Annotated in this window: 10 protein-coding genes and 1 pseudogene; 10 read left to right on the top strand and 1 reads right to left on the bottom strand. The window is 39.1% G+C overall.

Annotated features, from left to right (window positions below):
- Positions 1-161 precede the first annotated feature (161 nt).
- Positions 162-1,157 (bottom strand): LacI family DNA-binding transcriptional regulator, encoded by a 996-nt coding sequence (locus EL076_RS06845; RefSeq protein WP_126429804.1) that lies wholly within the window; start codon positions 1,155-1,157, stop codon positions 162-164.
- A 140-nt stretch (positions 1,158-1,297) separates the two neighbouring features.
- On the opposite strand from EL076_RS06845, the gene EL076_RS06840 reads away from it, so the two are divergent.
- The 10 genes and pseudogenes from EL076_RS06840 to EL076_RS06790 all read left to right on the top strand — a co-directional run bounded on the left by EL076_RS06840 (position 1,298) and on the right by EL076_RS06790 (position 17,961).
- On the top strand, positions 1,298-2,464 hold the full coding sequence (locus tag EL076_RS06840) for a galactokinase (RefSeq protein WP_126429802.1): 1,167 nt from the start codon (positions 1,298-1,300) through the stop codon (positions 2,462-2,464).
- Positions 2,465-2,483: 19 nt separating this feature from the next.
- Positions 2,484-3,965: a UDP-glucose--hexose-1-phosphate uridylyltransferase gene (galT, locus tag EL076_RS06835; RefSeq protein ID WP_126429800.1), complete on the top strand. Its 1,482-nt coding sequence runs from the start codon at positions 2,484-2,486 to the stop codon at positions 3,963-3,965.
- A gap of 29 nt (positions 3,966-3,994) precedes the next feature.
- The gene (galE, locus tag EL076_RS06830; RefSeq protein WP_126429798.1) at positions 3,995-4,996 is read left to right on the top strand and encodes a UDP-glucose 4-epimerase GalE; all 1,002 of its coding nucleotides are present in this window, start codon (positions 3,995-3,997) and stop codon (positions 4,994-4,996) included.
- 69 nt (positions 4,997-5,065) lie between these two features.
- Positions 5,066-6,112: a galactose-1-epimerase gene (galM, locus tag EL076_RS06825; protein ID WP_048787965.1), complete on the top strand. Its 1,047-nt coding sequence runs from the start codon at positions 5,066-5,068 to the stop codon at positions 6,110-6,112.
- A 102-nt stretch (positions 6,113-6,214) separates the two neighbouring features.
- A complete protein-coding gene (locus EL076_RS06820; RefSeq protein ID WP_048787966.1) occupies positions 6,215-8,119 on the top strand; it encodes a PTS sugar transporter subunit IIA in 1,905 nt (634 codons plus the stop codon).
- Positions 8,120-8,121: 2 nt separating this feature from the next.
- Entirely contained in the window at positions 8,122-11,139 is a 3,018-nt protein-coding gene (locus EL076_RS06815) for a glycoside hydrolase family 2 TIM barrel-domain containing protein (protein ID WP_126429796.1), read from the top strand.
- Positions 11,140-11,426: 287 nt separating this feature from the next.
- On the top strand, positions 11,427-12,629 hold the full coding sequence (locus tag EL076_RS06805) for an IS110 family RNA-guided transposase (RefSeq protein ID WP_003091867.1): 1,203 nt from the start codon (positions 11,427-11,429) through the stop codon (positions 12,627-12,629).
- 695 nt (positions 12,630-13,324) lie between these two features.
- A pseudogene (locus tag EL076_RS06800) lies at positions 13,325-13,441 on the top strand (IS3 family transposase); the annotation flags it as partial.
- Positions 13,442-13,576: 135 nt separating this feature from the next.
- Positions 13,577-14,785: an exonuclease SbcCD subunit D gene (locus EL076_RS06795; RefSeq protein WP_126429793.1), complete on the top strand. Its 1,209-nt coding sequence runs from the start codon at positions 13,577-13,579 to the stop codon at positions 14,783-14,785.
- Positions 14,782-17,961 carry an AAA family ATPase gene (locus tag EL076_RS06790; protein WP_126429791.1) on the top strand — a complete coding sequence of 1,060 codons (3,180 nt, stop codon included), beginning with the start codon at positions 14,782-14,784 and terminating at the stop codon, positions 17,959-17,961. Before EL076_RS06795 ends, EL076_RS06790 begins: the two co-directional genes overlap by 4 nt.
- Positions 17,962-18,160 lie beyond the last annotated feature (199 nt).

Below are 18,160 nucleotides of genomic sequence, written 5' to 3'. Positions count from 1 at the left end.
ATCTCTAGTTTAAATCAATTTATGTATGTTATTTTCCTATTCAGGTTTATGGTTCAAATCGTTATCTCTAAAAAACTAGACATTGGAGTAAAAGGTATCATTTATCTGAATATTGTAATTATGATCTCAAAACCGTAGAAAATAGTGAAGATATGATTTACCTATTTTGTACTGTTTCTTAATGTTAATTTTGTTCCTAGTTTAGTAAGTGTTGGTATTTTTCGAGGTGCTAAGAATTGTTTATTGAGAATATCCATAGCTGTTCGTCCCATTTCTTCTGTATAGACAGTGACACTAGAAAGTGGAGGATACACTTGTTTAGCTAGAGTTGTATCGTTAAAAGAGATAATTTGAATGTCGTCAGGGACCTTGATACCATTTTCCTGAAGTGCTCTGAGTGCACCAATAGCTAGACTATCACTAGCCGCAAAGTAAGCATCAGGTAAAGTAGCTCCACTCTTAATCTTAGAAGCAAGAAGTTCATAGCCAGATTGGATAGTGAAGTCACCAGTCAGAATAAAAAGAGGGTCATAGATTCCCTTTTCCATACAGTAGTTCCGATAAGAACGTAAACGAGGATCAGAGATGATTTCAGTTGCATCCGTTGTTTTTTCTTGCCCAATGAGTAGGCCTATATTATTACAACCTTGTTTTTTAAGATAACAGAGTGCCGATTGTACGGAGTTTTCAAAATCAGTAGTAACACATGGATGTCCTTGATTAAGAGTATCACTATCAACAAAGACCAGAGTCTTTTTTAGTCTTTCTAGTTTCGCAATTTGTTCACGACTAAATTTTCCGATACAGAGTACACCAACGACCTCCTCTCCTAGACTTGAAGGAATGTCGTTGAAAAAGCGAAGCATCTCGTAGTCTAGTTCATAGGCTCTTTTTTCAATACCAAGTCTAATATTATAATAGTAGATGTCATCTAACTCGTGTTCTTCACTAACCCATTGAATAATTGCCACTTGATACTTTTCTTTTTTTGAATTATTAATTGTTTTGTGTTTAGTATATCCGATTTCATCAGCGATAGTTAATATACGATGTCTAGTATCCTCTGTTACGGAAAGAGTTTCATCTTTATTAAGAACACGTGAAACAGTTGAAATAGATACACCCGCTAAGTTTGCGATATCTGTTAATGTAGCCATAGTAGCCTCCTCATATTTCAGTATAACATAACTTTTCTTTTTTACCTATATTTTACTAAAAAAATAGTAAAAATATTGATTTTTCATGTGAAAGGGGTTACAATTCCAGTGTAAATAAAAGAATAAGCGAGGTACATCCTATGAAGACGTCACAGTTAAGAGAAAAGTTTAAAGAAGTTTTTGGTGTAGAAGCAGATCATACTTTCTTTTCACCAGGTCGTATTAATTTGATTGGTGAGCATACTGACTACAACGGTGGTCATGTGTTTCCAGCAGCTATTACCTTAGGTACTTACGGAGCGGCCCGCAAACGTGATGACAAAGTTTTGCGTTTCTTCTCAGGTAACTTTGAAGAGAAGGGAATCATCGAAGTGCCACTTGAAAATCTTCGTTTTGAAAAAGAACACAACTGGACAAACTATCCAAAAGGTGTTCTTCATTTCTTGCAAGAAGCTGGGCATACGATTGATTCAGGTATGGATATTTACATTTATGGTAACATTCCAAACGGCTCAGGTTTGTCATCATCATCATCTTTGGAATTATTGATTGGTGTTATTGCTGAAAAACTATTTGACCTTAAATTGGAACGCCTTGACTTGGTTAAAATCGGTAAACAAACGGAAAATGACTTTATTGGCGTTAACTCTGGTATCATGGACCAATTCGCTATTGGTATGGGAGCTGATCAACGTGCGATTTACTTGGACACAAATACTCTAGAGTATGACTTGGTACCCCTTGACCTCAAGGATAATGTCGTAGTCATCATGAACACTAACAAACGTCGTGAATTGGCTGATTCTAAATACAATGAACGTCGTGCTGAATGTGAAACAGCAGTATCTGAACTACAAGAAAAATTGGATATCCAAACTCTCGGTGAATTAGACCTCTGGACATTTGACGCATACAGCTACTTGATTAAAGACGAAAACCGTATCAAACGTGCACGCCATGCAGTTCTTGAAAATCAACGTACACTTCAAGCTCGTAAAGCTCTTGAAGCAGGAGATTTGGAAGGCTTTGGACGCCTTATGAATGCTTCTCATGTGTCATTGGAACATGATTACGAAGTTACAGGTCTTGAACTTGATACTTTGGCACACATAGCTTGGGAACAAGAAGGAGTATTAGGAGCCCGCATGACAGGAGCTGGTTTCGGTGGATGTGCCATTGCACTTGTAAATAAAGACAAAGTTGAAGACTTTAAAAAAGCAGTTGGTCAACGTTATGAAGAAGTCATTGGTTATGCACCGAGCTTCTATATTGCCGAAGTAGCAGGTGGTTCACGAGTACTTGATTAATGAGAAAGAAGTAGAGATTATGGCTGAAAATTTAGTAAACACTTTTGTAACTCTGGTTATTGAAAATAGTGATTATGAGGAATTGGACCGTATCTATTTGACAAACAAAGTTTTTACTTTGGTTGGAGAAGGAGTTGCTGATGTTGAAACAGATAGCTCTGAATTGATTGACCTTAAAGACCAGTTGCTTCAAGCAGGTGTTAAAGCTGGTTCTGTAGGTGAACTTAACGAAGAACAAGATATCATCGGTGCTCAACTCATGGACTTAATTACACCAAGACCGAGCGTTGTCAATCGTAACTTCTGGGGTACTTATAAATCTAACCCAGAGCAAGCAATTGCTGACTTTTATGCACAAAGTAAACGAAATGATTATGTGAAAGTCAAAGCCATTGCACAAAATATTGCTTATAAAGCACCAACTAAATACGGTGACTTGGAAATTACGATTAACCTTTCAAAACCTGAAAAAGATCCTAAGGCTATTGCAGCTGCTAAGAATGCGGTAGCTTCCGATTATCCTAAGTGTCAACTTTGTATGGAAAATGAAGGTTATTTGGGTCGCATTAATCACCCAGCCCGCAGCAATCACCGTGTTGTTCGTTTCCAAATGGAAGGAAATGACTGGGGCTTCCAATACTCGCCTTATGCCTACTTTAACGAACATTCTATCTTCTTTTATGGTAAGCACGAACCAATGCACATCAGTCCATTGACGTTTGGCCGTCTCCTAACAATTGTTGAAGCATTCCCTGGTTACTTCGCAGGTTCAAATGCCGATCTTCCAATTGTAGGTGGTTCAATTCTTACACATGAACACTATCAAGGTGGTCGCCATACCTTTCCAATGGAAGTAGCAGGCATTAAAGAAAAAGTTAGCTTTGATGGTTACTCTGATGTTGAGGCTGGCATCGTTAATTGGCCTATGTCTGTTCTTCGTCTAAGAAGTGAAGACAAGGAGAGACTTATCGCTCTTGCAACTAAAATCCTAAATTGCTGGCGTGGTTATTCAGACGAAAAAGCTGGGGTCTTGGCTGAGTCTGATGGACAACCTCACCACACCATTACTCCAATTGCTCGTAGAAAAGACGGCAAATTTGAATTGGATTTGGTTCTTCGTGACAATCAAACTTCTGAAGAACATCCAGACGGTATCTACCACCCACATAAAGATGTTCAACATATTAAGAAAGAAAACATCGGTTTGATTGAAGTTATGGGATTAGCCATTCTTCCACCTCGTTTGAAAACAGAACTTAAAGATGTTGAAGATTATCTATTAGGTCAAGGTAACCAAGTTGCTCCAATTCACCAAGAATGGGCAGATGAACTCAAAGCTCAAAATCCAAATGTTACGGCTGAGGAAGTAACAGAAGTTGTTCGACAATCTGTTGCAGATATCTTTGCTCGTGTACTAGAAGATGCAGGTGTTTATAAGACTAATAGTGAAGGCTTGGATCAGTTTAAAGCATTTGTAGATTTTGTAAATTTAGCTGATTAATTGTTTTTTCTGAAGAAAGGAGATAAGAAATGGCAATCTTAGTTTTAGGTGGGGCTGGTTACATCGGTTCTCACATGGTGGACCGTTTGGTTGAAGCGGGGCAAGAAAAAGTCGTTGTCGTGGATAACTTGGTGACTGGTCACCGTGCGGCAGTTCATCCAGACGCTGTATTCTACGAGGGAGATTTAGCAGATCAGGACTTTATGCGTAAGGTCTTTAAGGAAAACCCTGATGTTGATGCTGTTATTCACTTTGCGGCCTACTCACTTGTGGCTGAGTCTATGGAAAAGCCACTTAAGTATTTCGACAATAACACTGCTGGTATGGTGAAGTTGCTTGAAGTCATGAACGAATGTGATGTTAAATACATTGTCTTCTCATCAACAGCTGCAACTTATGGTATTCCTAAGGAAATACCAATCCTTGAAACCACACCACAAAAGCCAATCAATCCTTACGGTGAAAGCAAGCTTATGATGGAAACCATCATGAAGTGGTCAGACCAAGCCTACGGCATCAAGTATGTTCCTCTTCGTTACTTTAATGTAGCGGGGGCTAAGCCTGACGGTTCTATCGGTGAGGACCACGGTCCTGAAACCCACCTCTTGCCAATTATTCTCCAAGTGGCTCAAGGTGTTCGTGAAAAAATCATGATTTTTGGTGACGACTACAATACTCCAGACGGTACAAATGTTCGTGACTATGTGCATCCATTTGACTTGGCAGATGCCCACCTCTTGGCTGTGGAATATCTCCGCAAAGGCAATGAGTCAACAGCCTTCAACCTAGGCTCTTCAACAGGATTTTCAAATCTGCAAATCCTTGAAGCAGCTCGCAAGGTAACAGGTAAGGAGATTCCAGCTGAGAAAGCTGATCGTCGTCCTGGTGATCCAGATACATTGATTGCCTCTTCTGAAAAGGCTCGTACAGTACTTGGCTGGAAACCACAATTTGATAACATCGAAAAAATCATCGCAAGTGCTTGGGCATGGCATTCTAGCCATCCAAAAGGGTACGATGATCGAGGATAATTAAAATAATAAACAAAGGGTCAAAGAGTATATATAATTGTTGTACTCTTTGTTTTTTGAGGAAATAATATGAAAATAAGCTGCGAAATTATTGGAAAAGTTGATTCAGGCGATGTCAGTAAAATTTCAATGGAAAATAATAATGGTGTTGTCATTTCCACACTCACAACAGGTGCTACACTTCAGGAGTTTTTGGTTCCAACGGAAACTGGTGCTCTTAAAAATATAGTACTTGGTTTCAGTGATTACGAGGATTACTATAAGAATAATTTATGTGCCTGCCAGTCCATTGGTAGGGTTGCTGGAAGAATTGGGAAAGCTTCGTATACTCATAATATGGTTCTTTATAGCCTTCCTAAGAATGAGGGAGAAAACTGCTTACATGGCGGTCCAAAAGGAATGCAGGTTCAAAATTGGAACTATGTCACAAACCTGAATGATGAATATGTTGAGACAAAATTTATTAGAAGACTTTATTCAAGTGTAGATGGCTTTCCTGGTGATGTGACAGTCTCTATTAGTTATAGACTTAACAATAATGACCGCTTAACAATACTCTTTGAAGCCTTCGATGTTACAGAGTCAACAGTCTTTAATCCGACGAACCATGTTTACTTTAATCTTAGCGACAAACAGGATTTATCAAGTCATGAGTTACAAATCTATTCAGACTATCGTTTAGAGTTGGATTCTGAGTTAATTCCAACAGGACAAAAAATTAATGTAGATGGAACGAATTATGATTTTAGAAAGACAACTGACTTGCTACCTCGAATTGAAGCAAATAATGGTTTTGATGATGCCTTTGTAGTTGGAGGGGAAACTTGTGATCATGTGAAAGAAGTAGCTATTTTGCATGACAAAGAAAGCGGAGATGGTATTGAAATCTTCTCAAACAGAAATGGTTTAGTCATTTTTACGATGGATGATATCGAAGATAATATTTACTTTGCAAGAGATAAAGGCAAAATGGCAAAAGGGCGTGAAGCTATTGCTATGGAAGCTCAAACCCTTCCAGATGCCATTAATCACAAAGGTTTTGGAGATATTATCTTAGATAAAGGTCATAGTGTAAACTATGAAATTGGCTTCCAATACTTTAATTCATCAAAATAATCATGTATTAGTAAAAGTTTAGTAAAAAACACTAAAATTATTGACTGCATAAACTAATTACCATATAATGTAAACGTATTCAAACGATAGGAGGTTTTCGAAATGGGAAAATCTAAAGGTCAGATGAAGTCTCGTCTATCCTACACAGCTGGTGCTTTTGGTAACGACGTCTTCTATGCAACGTTGTCAACATACTTTATCATGTTTGTGACAACTCACTTGTTTAACACAGGTGATCCAAAGCAAAATAGTCACTACGTACTATTAATCACTAACATTATCGCTATTTTGCGTATCTTGGAAGTATTTATCGATCCATTGATCGGTAATATGATTGATAACACTCATACTAAGTATGGTAAATTCAAACCATGGGTAGTTGGTGGTGGTATCATCAGTTCTATCGCTTTGTTGCTTCTCTTCACCGATTTAGGTGGTTTGAATAAAACAAATCCTTTCTTGTACCTTGTACTTTTTGGAATTATCTACCTTGTAATGGATGTCTTCTACTCGATTAAAGATATCGGTTTCTGGTCAATGATCCCTGCTTTGTCTCTTGATAGTCACGAACGTGAAAAAATGGCAACTTTTGCCCGTATTGGTTCTACGATTGGTGCCAATATTGTCGGTGTTGCCATCATGCCAATCGTTTTGTTTTTCTCTATGACGAACAGTAGTGGCTCTGGAGATAAATCTGGATGGTTCTGGTTTGCATTTATCGTTGCTCTCATTGGTGTGATTACATCAATTGCTGTTGGTGTTGGTACACGTGAAGTTGAGTCAAAACTTCGTGATAACAAAGAAAAAACTAGCCTTAAACAAGTCTTTAAAGTTCTTGGTAAAAACGACCAATTGATGTGGTTGTCTCTCGGATATTGGTTCTATGGTCTTGGTATTAATACACTTAATGCTCTTCAACTTTATTATTTCACATTTATCCTTGGTGATTCAGGGAAATACTCAATCCTTTACGGATTGAATACAGTTGTTGGTTTGGTTTCAGTTTCACTCTTCCCTAGCCTAGCTGGTAAATTTAACCGTAAACGTTTGTTCTATGGATGTATTGCAGTAATGCTCGGTGGTATCGGAATCTTTAGTATTGCAGGAACATCACTTCCAATGATCTTGACTGCAGCTGAACTCTTCTTCATTCCACAACCTCTTGTGTTCCTTGTTATCCTCATGATTATCTCTGACTCAGTAGAATATGGTCAATGGAAATTGGGACACCGTGATGAATCACTTACTTTGTCAGTTCGTCCACTTGTTGATAAACTTGGTGGTGCGATGTCAAACTGGCTTGTTTCTACAATTGCCGTAGCTGCCGGTATGACAACAGGTGCCTCAGCATCAACAATTACAACTCATCAACAGTCAATTTTTAAACTTAGCATGTTTGGTTTCCCAGCTGCAGCTATGCTCATCGGAGCTTTCATCATTGCTCGTAAAATCACTTTGACTGAAGCACGTCACGCTGAAATTGTTGAAGAATTGGAACATCGCTTTAGTGCAGCAACTTCTGAAAACGAAGTTAGTACTAATATCGTGTCTCTTGTAAATCCTACAACTGGTAAACTAGTTGATCTTTCAAGCGTTAGTGATAAACACTTTGCTTCAGGTAGCCTAGGTAAAGGATTTGCAATCAAACCTTCAGATGGTAAGGTTTTTGCCCCAATTAGTGGTACAGTTCGTCAGATTCTACCTACTCGTCATGCGATTGGTATTGAAAGTGATGATGGTGTTGTTGTTCTCGTACACATTGGTATTGGAACAGTTAAACTTAAAGGTGAAGGATTCATTAGTTATGTTGAACAAGGTGATCGTGTTGAAGTTGGACAAAAACTTCTTGAGTTTTGGTCACCAATTATTGAACAAAATGGACTTGATGATACAGTACTTGTTACAGTAACTAATTCTGAAAAATTCAGTGCTTTCCACCTTGAACAAACAGTTGGAGAAGAGGTTAAAGCCTTGTCTGAAGTTGTTACTTTTAAAAAAGGAGAGTAAGAATGAAAACAACTGAAAAAATTCAAACCTATTTGAATGATCCAACAATTGTTAATGTCAATACAGTTAGTGCTCACTCAGATCACAAGTATTTTGAATCACTTGCAGAATTTTCTGAAGGTGAGATGAAGTTAAGACAATCTCTTAATGGAAAATGGAAAATTCATTATGCTCAAAATACAAATCAAGTTTTAAAAGACTTTTATAAAACCGAATTTGATGAGTCAGATTTGGACTTCATTAATGTACCAGGTCACCTGGAGCTTCAAGGGTTTGGTTCTCCACAATATGTAAACACACAATATCCTTGGGATGGTAAAGAATTCCTTCGTCCACCTCAAGTTCCTCAAGAATCAAACGCAGTTGCATCATATGTCAAACATTTTACGTTGAATGAGGCTTTAAAAGATAAAAAAGTATTTATCTCATTCCAAGGTGTTGCCACTTCCATCTTTGTATGGGTCAATGGTAACTTCGTAGGATACAGTGAAGACTCATTTACACCTAGTGAATTTGAAATTAGTGATTACCTTGTGGAAGGTGATAACAAGTTGGCAGTAGCTGTTTATCGTTACTCTACAGCAAGCTGGTTGGAAGACCAAGACTTCTGGAGACTGTACGGTATTTTCAGAGATGTCTACTTGTATGCTATTCCAAGAGTCCACGTTCAGGATCTCTTTGTTAAGGCAGATTATGACTACCAAACAAAAATAGGTCAATTGGACATTGATTTGAAGACTGTTGGTGATTATGAAGATAAGAAGATTAAATATGTTCTTTCGCATCATGAAGGTATCGTTACAGAAGGTGATGAATCTGTTAATGGTGACGGTGAACTATCTGTAAGTCTTGAAGATTTGCAAATCAAACCTTGGAGTGCTGACAGTCCTAAACTTTACAATTTGACCCTTCATGTTCTGGATGATGAGCAAGTTGTTGAAGTCGTTCCAGTTAAAGTTGGATTTAGACACTTTGAAATTAAAGATAAACTCATGCTTTTGAATGGTAAGAGAATTGTCTTTAAAGGGGTGAACAGACACGAATTTAACGCTAGAACAGGACGTTGTATCACTGAAGAAGATATGCTTTGGGATATCAAAGTGATGAAACAACATAACATCAATGCTGTTCGTACGTCTCACTATCCTAACCAAACACGTTGGTATGAATTGTGTGATGAATATGGACTTTATGTTATCGATGAAGCCAACCTTGAAACACACGGTACATGGCAAAAACTTGGTCTAAGTGAACCTTCATGGAATATCCCAGCTAGTGAACCAGAATGGTTGCCTGCTTGTTTGGATCGGGCAGATAACATGTTCCAGCGTGATAAGAACCATGCTAGTGTTATCATTTGGTCTTGTGGTAATGAATCATATGCCGGTAAAGACATTGCTGATATGGCTGATTACTTCCGTAGTGTTGACAATACTCGTCCAGTTCACTATGAAGGTGTTACATGGTGTCGTGAATTTGATTACATTACAGACATCGAAAGTCGTATGTATGCGAAACCAGCTGATATTGAAGAATATCTCACTAACAATCCTCAAAAACCTTATATTTCATGTGAATACATGCATACAATGGGTAACTCTGGTGGTGGATTGAAACTCTACACTGACTTAGAGAAATATCCAGAATACCAAGGTGGCTTTATTTGGGACTTCATTGACCAAGCTATTTATAAACCACTTCCAAATGGTAGCGAATTCCTATCATATGGTGGTGACTGGCATGATAGACCTTCTGACTACGAATTTTGTGGAAATGGTATTGTCTTCGCAGATCGTACCCTAACTCCAAAACTTCAAACAGTTAAACATCTTTACTCTAATATTAAGATTGCTGTTGATGAAAAATCAGTAACTATCAAGAATGATAATGTCTTTGAAGATCTTTCTGCATATACTTTCCTAGCTAGAGTTTACGAAGATGGTAGAAAAGTTAGTGAAAGTGAATATCACTTTGATGTTAAACAAGGTGAAGAAGCAACATTCCCAGTTGAATTCGCAGTTGGATCTTCAAATGCTGAACGAATTTACGAAGTTGCTTGTATTCAGAAGGAAGCAACTGAATGGGCTCCAAAGGGTTATGAAATTGTTCGTGGTCAATATGTTGCTGAAAAGATTAGCACTGAAACACCAGTTAAAGCCCCTTTGAATGTTGTTGAAGGCGACTTCAACATCGGAATTCAAGGACAAAACTTCTCAATCTTGCTTTCACGTGCACAAAATACTCTAGTATCTGCTAAGTATAATGGTGTTGAATTCATTGAGAAAGGTCCTAAACTTAACTTTACTCGTGCTTACACTGACAACGATCGTGGTGCTGGATATCCATTCGAAATGGCAGGCTGGAAGGTTGCTGGAAACTATAGTAAAGTTACAGATACTCAAATTCAAATCGAAGACGACTCTGTTAAAGTGACTTATGTTCATGATTTGCCAGGCTTGTCTGATGTCGAAGTTAAGGTAACTTATCAAGTTGATTACAAGGGTAGAATCTTTGTTACTGCAAACTATGATGGTAAAGCAGGTTTGCCAAACTTCCCTGAATTTGGTCTAGAATTTGCTATCGGCTCACAATTTACAAACCTTAGCTACTATGGATACGGTGCAGAAGAAAGCTACCTTGATAAACTTTCTGGTGCCTATCTTGGTCGATATGAAACTTCTGTTGAAAAGACATTTGCTCCATATCTAATGCCACAAGAATCTGGTAATCACTATGGTACTCGTGAATTTACAGTTTCTGATGATAACCATAATGGTCTTAAATTCACTGCACTTAATAAAGCATTCGAATTCAGTGCTTTGCGCAACAGTACTGAACAAATTGAAAATGCTCGTCATCAATATGAATTGCAACAATCTGACGCTACTTGGATTAAAGTTCTTGCAGCTCAGATGGGTGTCGGTGGTGACGACTCATGGGGTGCTCCAGTTCATGACGAATTCTTGCTTAGCTCAGCAGATAGCTATCAATTAAGCTTCATGATTGAACCACTAAATTAGGTAGTTGTTAGGAATCTAGTTGTACATTATTTGATAAATATAAAACATACTAAGATTAGTAGTGAAGAAATCTCCGACGGGAGAGAGTACTCACTACTTTTTCTTTGTGCTAAAGTAGAGGTGTCTTGTTAAGTCGTGGCTTCTTTTGGCGCTAGACGTCGTATATAAAACTGGCAAGACACCTGTTTTAGATGGAATTTTATCAAAGTATGTTGGACGCTAGACGTCGAGTATTGAAAATGAAATCACTAAAATAAGGAATCATTCAAGACAAAGAGGTAAACATAATGCGGACAGTTTTTGGTATCGATGTGAGTAAAGCAAGCTCAGAAGTCGCTATTCTTGTGAATGGTGAAAGGGTTCATAGCTATACTATGCCTAATGACATTATCGGATTTTCTCATCTACTGAAGGATCTAAAGACCGTGAGCAACCCCGAAATTATTTTCGAAGCTACTGGTGTCTATTCTCGCCGACTCCAGGCTTTTCTGGAAGAAAACAGCTATGACTATACACGTCTTAATCCTTTGGAAGCTAAGAAGCAACTTGATAGCTTACGAGTTCGGAAAACTGATAAGATTGACGCAGAGAAACTAGCTTCGTCACAATTTGTTTTAAATCGTAAACCAACTTACGTTCAAGAAGAAGTCTATCAAAACTTGCATGATCTTAGCCGATTCTACCAAAATCTGACAGAGGATATCGTAAGGACAAAGAATAGGCTGCACAAAGTTCTTCAAGTCGCCTTCCCAGAAATCGAGAATCTACTATCTACTCCTACAGGTGAGCAATATTGGAATCTCGTGTCCATCTTCCCAACAAAGCATTGGGTGCTGGAATTATCAGAAGTTGAGTTGAAAGAGACTATCCGCAACTCAACCTCTAAACGCATTTCAGAGAACAGAGTAGGTAACTTGGCCGAGAAGTTAGTTGGACTGGCAAAGCAATCTTATTCTGCCATTTCAAAAACCTCTCCTATGATAGAAGAGGTTAAGTATAATGCACAGGAACTTATAAGGTTGACAAACCGTCGGGAACAAGTTTTACAACAGTTGATAGCGTTAGCTGAACCTCTACCTGAATATGAGATTCTTCTCTCTATTCCTGGTATCGCAGAAACAACGGCTACAAGCATTATTGGCGAATTAGGAGACATTCGTCGCTTTAAGTCTGCTAATCAAATCAACGCTTTTATCGGCATTGATCTCAAACACTATGAATCGGGAGATTTCCTAGCTCAAGAGCATATCACTAAGCGTGGGAATCCTTATGCAAGAAAAATTATGTATAAATGTATTCACAATATCGCTTCAGCTAGTCATACCAATCCTTGCCATATCGCAGATTTCTATGAGAAACGAAAAAGACAATCGCAGACAACTTCAACTAAGCCACATACGATTGCCTCTATACATCGCCTCATTAGGACAATGTACTATCTTATAATGCATAATAAACTTTACGACTATACTTTAGCCAAAAGTCATTAAAGTCGTCTATGCTTTATAATTCTAACACCTTATTTCAAAAAATACCAGATAAGGTGTCGTTTTTATATGCTCAAATGTCAGAAAAAATGGCTTGAACTATTCCTCAAAAAATTCCTTTTATGCACTTTCAGAAATAATGTTGAATCAGAAACCGTATTATACTTGACAAATGGTAGAAAAGAGAAGCTTTGGAGACTTCTCTTTTCATGTTTTAAAGGGGATTAAATCATTAGTGTGTTAGTATCTTCCAAAAATCTACAAGCGGTACTGATTAGCACTCCAACACATTATAAATATATTTCAAGTGATTTAAGATAGGAATTAGCTATTACCGGTGTTTCTCTAAAAGAAATAAAAATCATACCATTCGTTCAGATGGAATCATGCATGTGACTTATAAAAAATCTCAAGTAGGAAAATAGTAAATACTACATGCCTAGTTCCAAGTCAGCTAACAAGCTACGGATAAAAAGGCCTAGAATAAAGTAAAGTCAGGAGCCCTTAGGGTTCGGATTGTTTTTAGGTTTTCATAGTGAAAAATTTAAAAAGGATCGGTACTGACAATAACGAAAAGTGAGTAAATATTATTGCCTAAAATACAAGATGTGCACTAGTACCAACCTATATGATAATGCTTAGAATCTATAAAAGTTAATTAAAAGAATAGATAATATTGATTTTCTTGGTTAGAGGTATTTAAATTACTTAACCAATTGATGCAGGGTAGTCTAGACTATATTGATTACTACAACAAACGCATTAAGGTAAAACTAAAAGGGCTCAATCCTGTGCAATACAGAACTAAATCCTTTGCTTACATAAATTGTCTAACTTTTTGGTCTTTACAGCTAAAAAACGGGAAAACTATCAAAGCTTGTGAAACTTTTAAGCAGTATTTAGCTTGATAAGGTACAATAGAGTAAGACAAAATGAATGAGGAGGTTGTCATGAAGTTTTTACATACGTCAGATTGGCATGTAGGACGAACCCTCAATGGCTGGTCTTTGTTGGAGGAGCAGGAGTGGGCTTTTCAACAAATTGTGGATTTTGCTATTAGCGAAAAAGTGGATGGGGTTATCATTGCTGGGGACCTCTATGACCGTGCGGTGCCTCCTGTGGATGCGATTAAGCTTTTTAATAAGACCTTGGCCCGCTTGGTACTGGAGGAGCAGATTCCTGTCTATGCGATCAGTGGTAATCACGATGGGGCTGAACGTTTACATTTTGGGCGTGACTTCTTTCAACATCAGGGCCTTCATTTAAGTACACGTTTGGAGGAGGCTTTTGAGCCTATTGAGTTGGAGAATTGCCAGATTTTCCTGCTGCCTTTTATCGATCCTATTGATGCTCGTATTTACTATAAGGATGATGAGGAAAAGGAAATTCAGGGGATTGGTGATGCCTTGACCTACATTCTTGAGGATATGGAAAAAGCTTTTGATCCTGACAAAGCTCATGTCTTGGTGACGCATTTTGCAGTTTCTAAGAAGGATGATAGCGATGGTCAAGGTCTTCGAGAATTGATGTTGTCTGAAACCAGTAATACGGTGGGTGGGCTCACCAATGTGACCAGTGACCTTTTCAAGGCTTTCGATTATGTGGCCTTGGGGCATATTCATACGCGCTTTGCCAGTCCGACAAAGCGTGTGCAATATTCAGGCAGCCCGGTCGCCTTTAATGTCAAAGAAGCAAAACGTAAGGAAGAGAAGGGTGTCTATATTGTTGAATTGGATGCGACTGGTAGCTTGTCCCAGACCTTCCATTCCCTAGAGGTCAGACGACCAATCGTGACCCTTCAGGAACCTTTTGAAACCTTGATGTCACCTGAATTTTATAAGGAGCAGCCTTGTCAAAAGGCTTGGTTTGCCTTTGATATTCAACTGTCCAGCCGTAAGGAATTGGAGGGCATCAATGTGCGTGCCCGTTTGGAAGAGATTTATGGGACAGACATTGTAGAAATCACTTTCAGTCGTTTAGGTGATGTCAGGGAAGAAAGCTTGACTGTAGATCAGCACTTAAAAGATTTGGAAATGCAGTCGCCGCAGGAAATTGTCTCTGATTTTTACCAGACAGTGACTGGTGGCGATGTCTTGTCTGAAAGACAGACTGCCCTTGTGGAAAGTATTTTTGAGGAGATTGGAAGGAGTGGACAATGAGACCAGTCCAGTTAGAATTGACCAATTTTGGACCTTATCGTAAGGAAGTCATCAATTTCACCCAGTTTGACCATGCTCCCCTCTTTTTGATTGGAGGGGACACAGGGGCTGGTAAGAGTACACTCTTTGATGCCATGACGGTTGCCTTGTTTGCCACAACCAGTGGCGACCGCAATGTTGAGGAGATGAGGTCAACCTTCGCTGGTCCAGGGGATGACTTGACCAAGGTAACCTTTTATTTTCAACAAGGCAAGCATCTTTATCGCATTGAGCGAATGCTCCAGCAGGAGAGAGCCAAGCGAGGTGGGGGCACTACCATGCAAAAGGCGACGGCTTCTCTAGTCATTGTGGATAAGATTGGTGGTCAGGAAATTGAAAAGCTTGGGGATAAGATCAAGGAAGTGAGTGATCAGATTGAGCAGATTTTGGGTCTCAATGCCGAGCAGTTCAAGCAGATTATCCTCCTTCCACAAAATGATTTCAGCCGTTTCTTGAAAGAAGATTCTAAGACCAAGACTCAAATTTTAAAGAAAATCTTTGGAACGGGTATTTTTGACCATTTTCAAAAGAGCTTGGAAGAGCGTTTTCGTCAGAGTAATAAGGATATGGAAAAGCGTCAGGCTCAGCTAGATGGTCATTTTGCCAGTCAGGTTTGGTCTGAGGAAGAATTAGCCGTCTTGGCCCAAACGCCAGCCTCTGAAAAACTGGCACGTCTTGAAGAGCTTTTGATTCAGCGTCAAGAAAATGTTACGAAGCAAAAAATCATCTTGAAGGATGCCCATGAGGATTTGGCACAACTGCAGAAGAGCTTGCAAACTGCCCAAGATTTGGCAAAGATTTTCCAAGAAGTGGAGCAAGCCAAGGAGCGTTACCGTCTGGAAATTGAGGAGGGAGCTCAGGGACAGGCAGAGGCAAAAGTGCATCTGGAGGAATTACAGTTTGCTCAAGGATTACAAGAAACCATTAGTAGCTTGAAGCAATATCAGAAACAGTTGATACAATTAGAGCAGGATCTTGATATTGCTCAAGAAGTATTAAGTGAAAAGCGTCAGGCGTTTGAGGACGTTGAGGCTCAAAAAGAGGAACTCGCAGTTCAATCTGAGGATTTTCTTAAAAAAGAAGAGAAACTGGGAGCGTGGAAAGAGGATATTATCTATGCTCAGAGTCTTGCCCAAGAGCAGAAGAAAATTAAAGGTTCAACTACTAACTACAAGCAGTTGGAAGCAACCTATCAGCAGGCTTCAAAAGAGATCGAGACTCTTAACCAGTCTCTGTCAGATTTGGAAGCTAATCGTCTTAGTTTAGAGAGTTTGCATGAGGCCGAAAAACTCCTTCAGTCTGTGGGTTACAGCGTGGAGAATCAACTGGCTCAAGACCTAAATGAAATAGAGGGTATGAATGAGGAGTTGACAAAGACCGAAAAACGTCGTCAAACGCTATCTTTTGATATTGACCAAGCTCAAGAAAGCCTCAAAGAATTGGAGGAGAAGCTAAGAACGACTTTGGCTTCACGCCGTCAACTCATGATTGCCCAACTGCAAGCAGAGTTAGAAGAAGGACAGCCTTGTATGGTTTGTGGTGCCCTGGAACACCCTAATGTTGGTGGAGCACAAGCTGATGAAGTGGCTTTGAAAAATCTCATGGATCAGGTGGAGAAGCTTCAAGTTCAAAAGGAAAAGCAAGTCGCTACTGTGTCAAATCGTCAGGCTACCTTGAGCGAAGTTGAATCTAAACGTCAAGATTTGCTTGATCAAGTGACTAAAGTCAAGGTAACTCTTGAAAAGCACTATCAAGAATTAGAAGAGCAAGTTAAGGGACGGTTTGAGTTTGATTTTTCAGAGCACTATGAAGCTGACCGTGGGCAAGCCCTACTCCTGAAGGTTAAGAAGTATTATCAAAAGTTACAAAAACGCTTTGATAAGGAAGAGGACGATTGTGTCCGATATCAGGATGAGATAGGTAAAGCTCAGGAAAAATTGACAAAATCGGCTAAAACCTATCAAGAGGCTAAGGCAGTGCTGGAACAATCTAAGGAACGCCTAAGGGATTTACAAGAAGCTCATCCGGAGCTTGAGTCTGTTGAGGTTTATCAAAATCGTATTGCACATGCTAAGCAGGAATTGGCTCTTTATGAGAAGCAGGTCAAGGAGAATGGTGAGGTCTATAACCAACTTCATGCCGATATTAGAGAAATCAAAGGGCAGCTTGAGAGTATAACTAAGTCTAAAGAGAAGTTAGAACAAGACGTTAAGCGGTTATCTGCTGAATTAGAGCAAAGTATCAAGGCTGAAGGGGCCCTCACCAATGACTTAGAGCAGGTCGAACTCTGGCTTCTTGAAGTAAATAATCAAGCTATTCCTATGCTTCAAGCCAAATTAACGACTTATGCAACTCTCAAACAAGAGTTACAGGCGCAGATTTGTAAGGGACAAGAGCTTCTCCAAAATAAAGAACAACCCGATCTAGATAGTCTAGCGCAAGAAGTACAGGCTTGTCAGGAAAACTATGACAAGCAGCTCGCTCAGGTTTCTGTCATGAAGAAGGGCCTTAAGGATGCAACGGCTACTTACCAAGCGGCTAAAACCCTTCAAGATAGCAACCTAGATGCCTTCAAGGTCCACCAAGAGCTCAGTGATTTGGTCAAGGTGGTTAAGGGAGAAAATACGGCTCTGACTGGTCGTCTTAATCTGGAAGTCTATGTTATCCGTCAGTATTTCCAACAAATCTTGGATTATGCCAATGCCAACTACATCGGTCTCTTAACGGATAATCGCTATTCCTTTGTCTTGAGCGAGGAAGGACGTAGGGCGCGTGATCACTTTGGTTTAGATATCAACGTCTATGATCAGTTGACAGGTAGCGAGCGTTCCGTCAAATCCTTGTCAGGTGGTGAAACCTTTATCGCCGCACTGGCTATTGCCCTATCTCTCTCAGAAGTGGTGCAAAATACCAGCAAGGGGGCTGTTATTGAAGCTCTCTTCATCGATGAAGGATTTGGATCACTGGATAAGGAAGCCTTGACCAAGGCCATCGCTGTTCTGGAACAAATCGGTGAAAACCGCATGGTCGGTGTCATCAGTCACGTGGACGACATGAAAGAAGGCATCGCCCAACAACTAGCCATCATCAAGTCGCATGATGGCAGTAGCCGTATTAAGATTGTGGATAAAGGGTGAGATGAGTTAAGGTGTTAAGAATTCTCGTCAAAACATTTTAATCGTTCTAAGAAATAGTTTCTCATCGGAGTTATCTCTTCTTCTATCTACATATCTCAATTTTCCTAACTATCAGTTTTTTTCTGAAAATAAAAGGAAATTAGTTTGTCCTCTTATTGAAAATGTTAATTTATTAGAAAATTAAGTGATGCTATGTTAT

Origin of the sequence: Streptococcus vestibularis (assembly GCF_900636445.1) — a bacterium.
GTDB classification, from domain to species: Bacteria; Bacillota; Bacilli; order Lactobacillales; family Streptococcaceae; genus Streptococcus; species Streptococcus vestibularis.
This window is presented reverse-complemented; position numbering and strand designations above follow the sequence as displayed.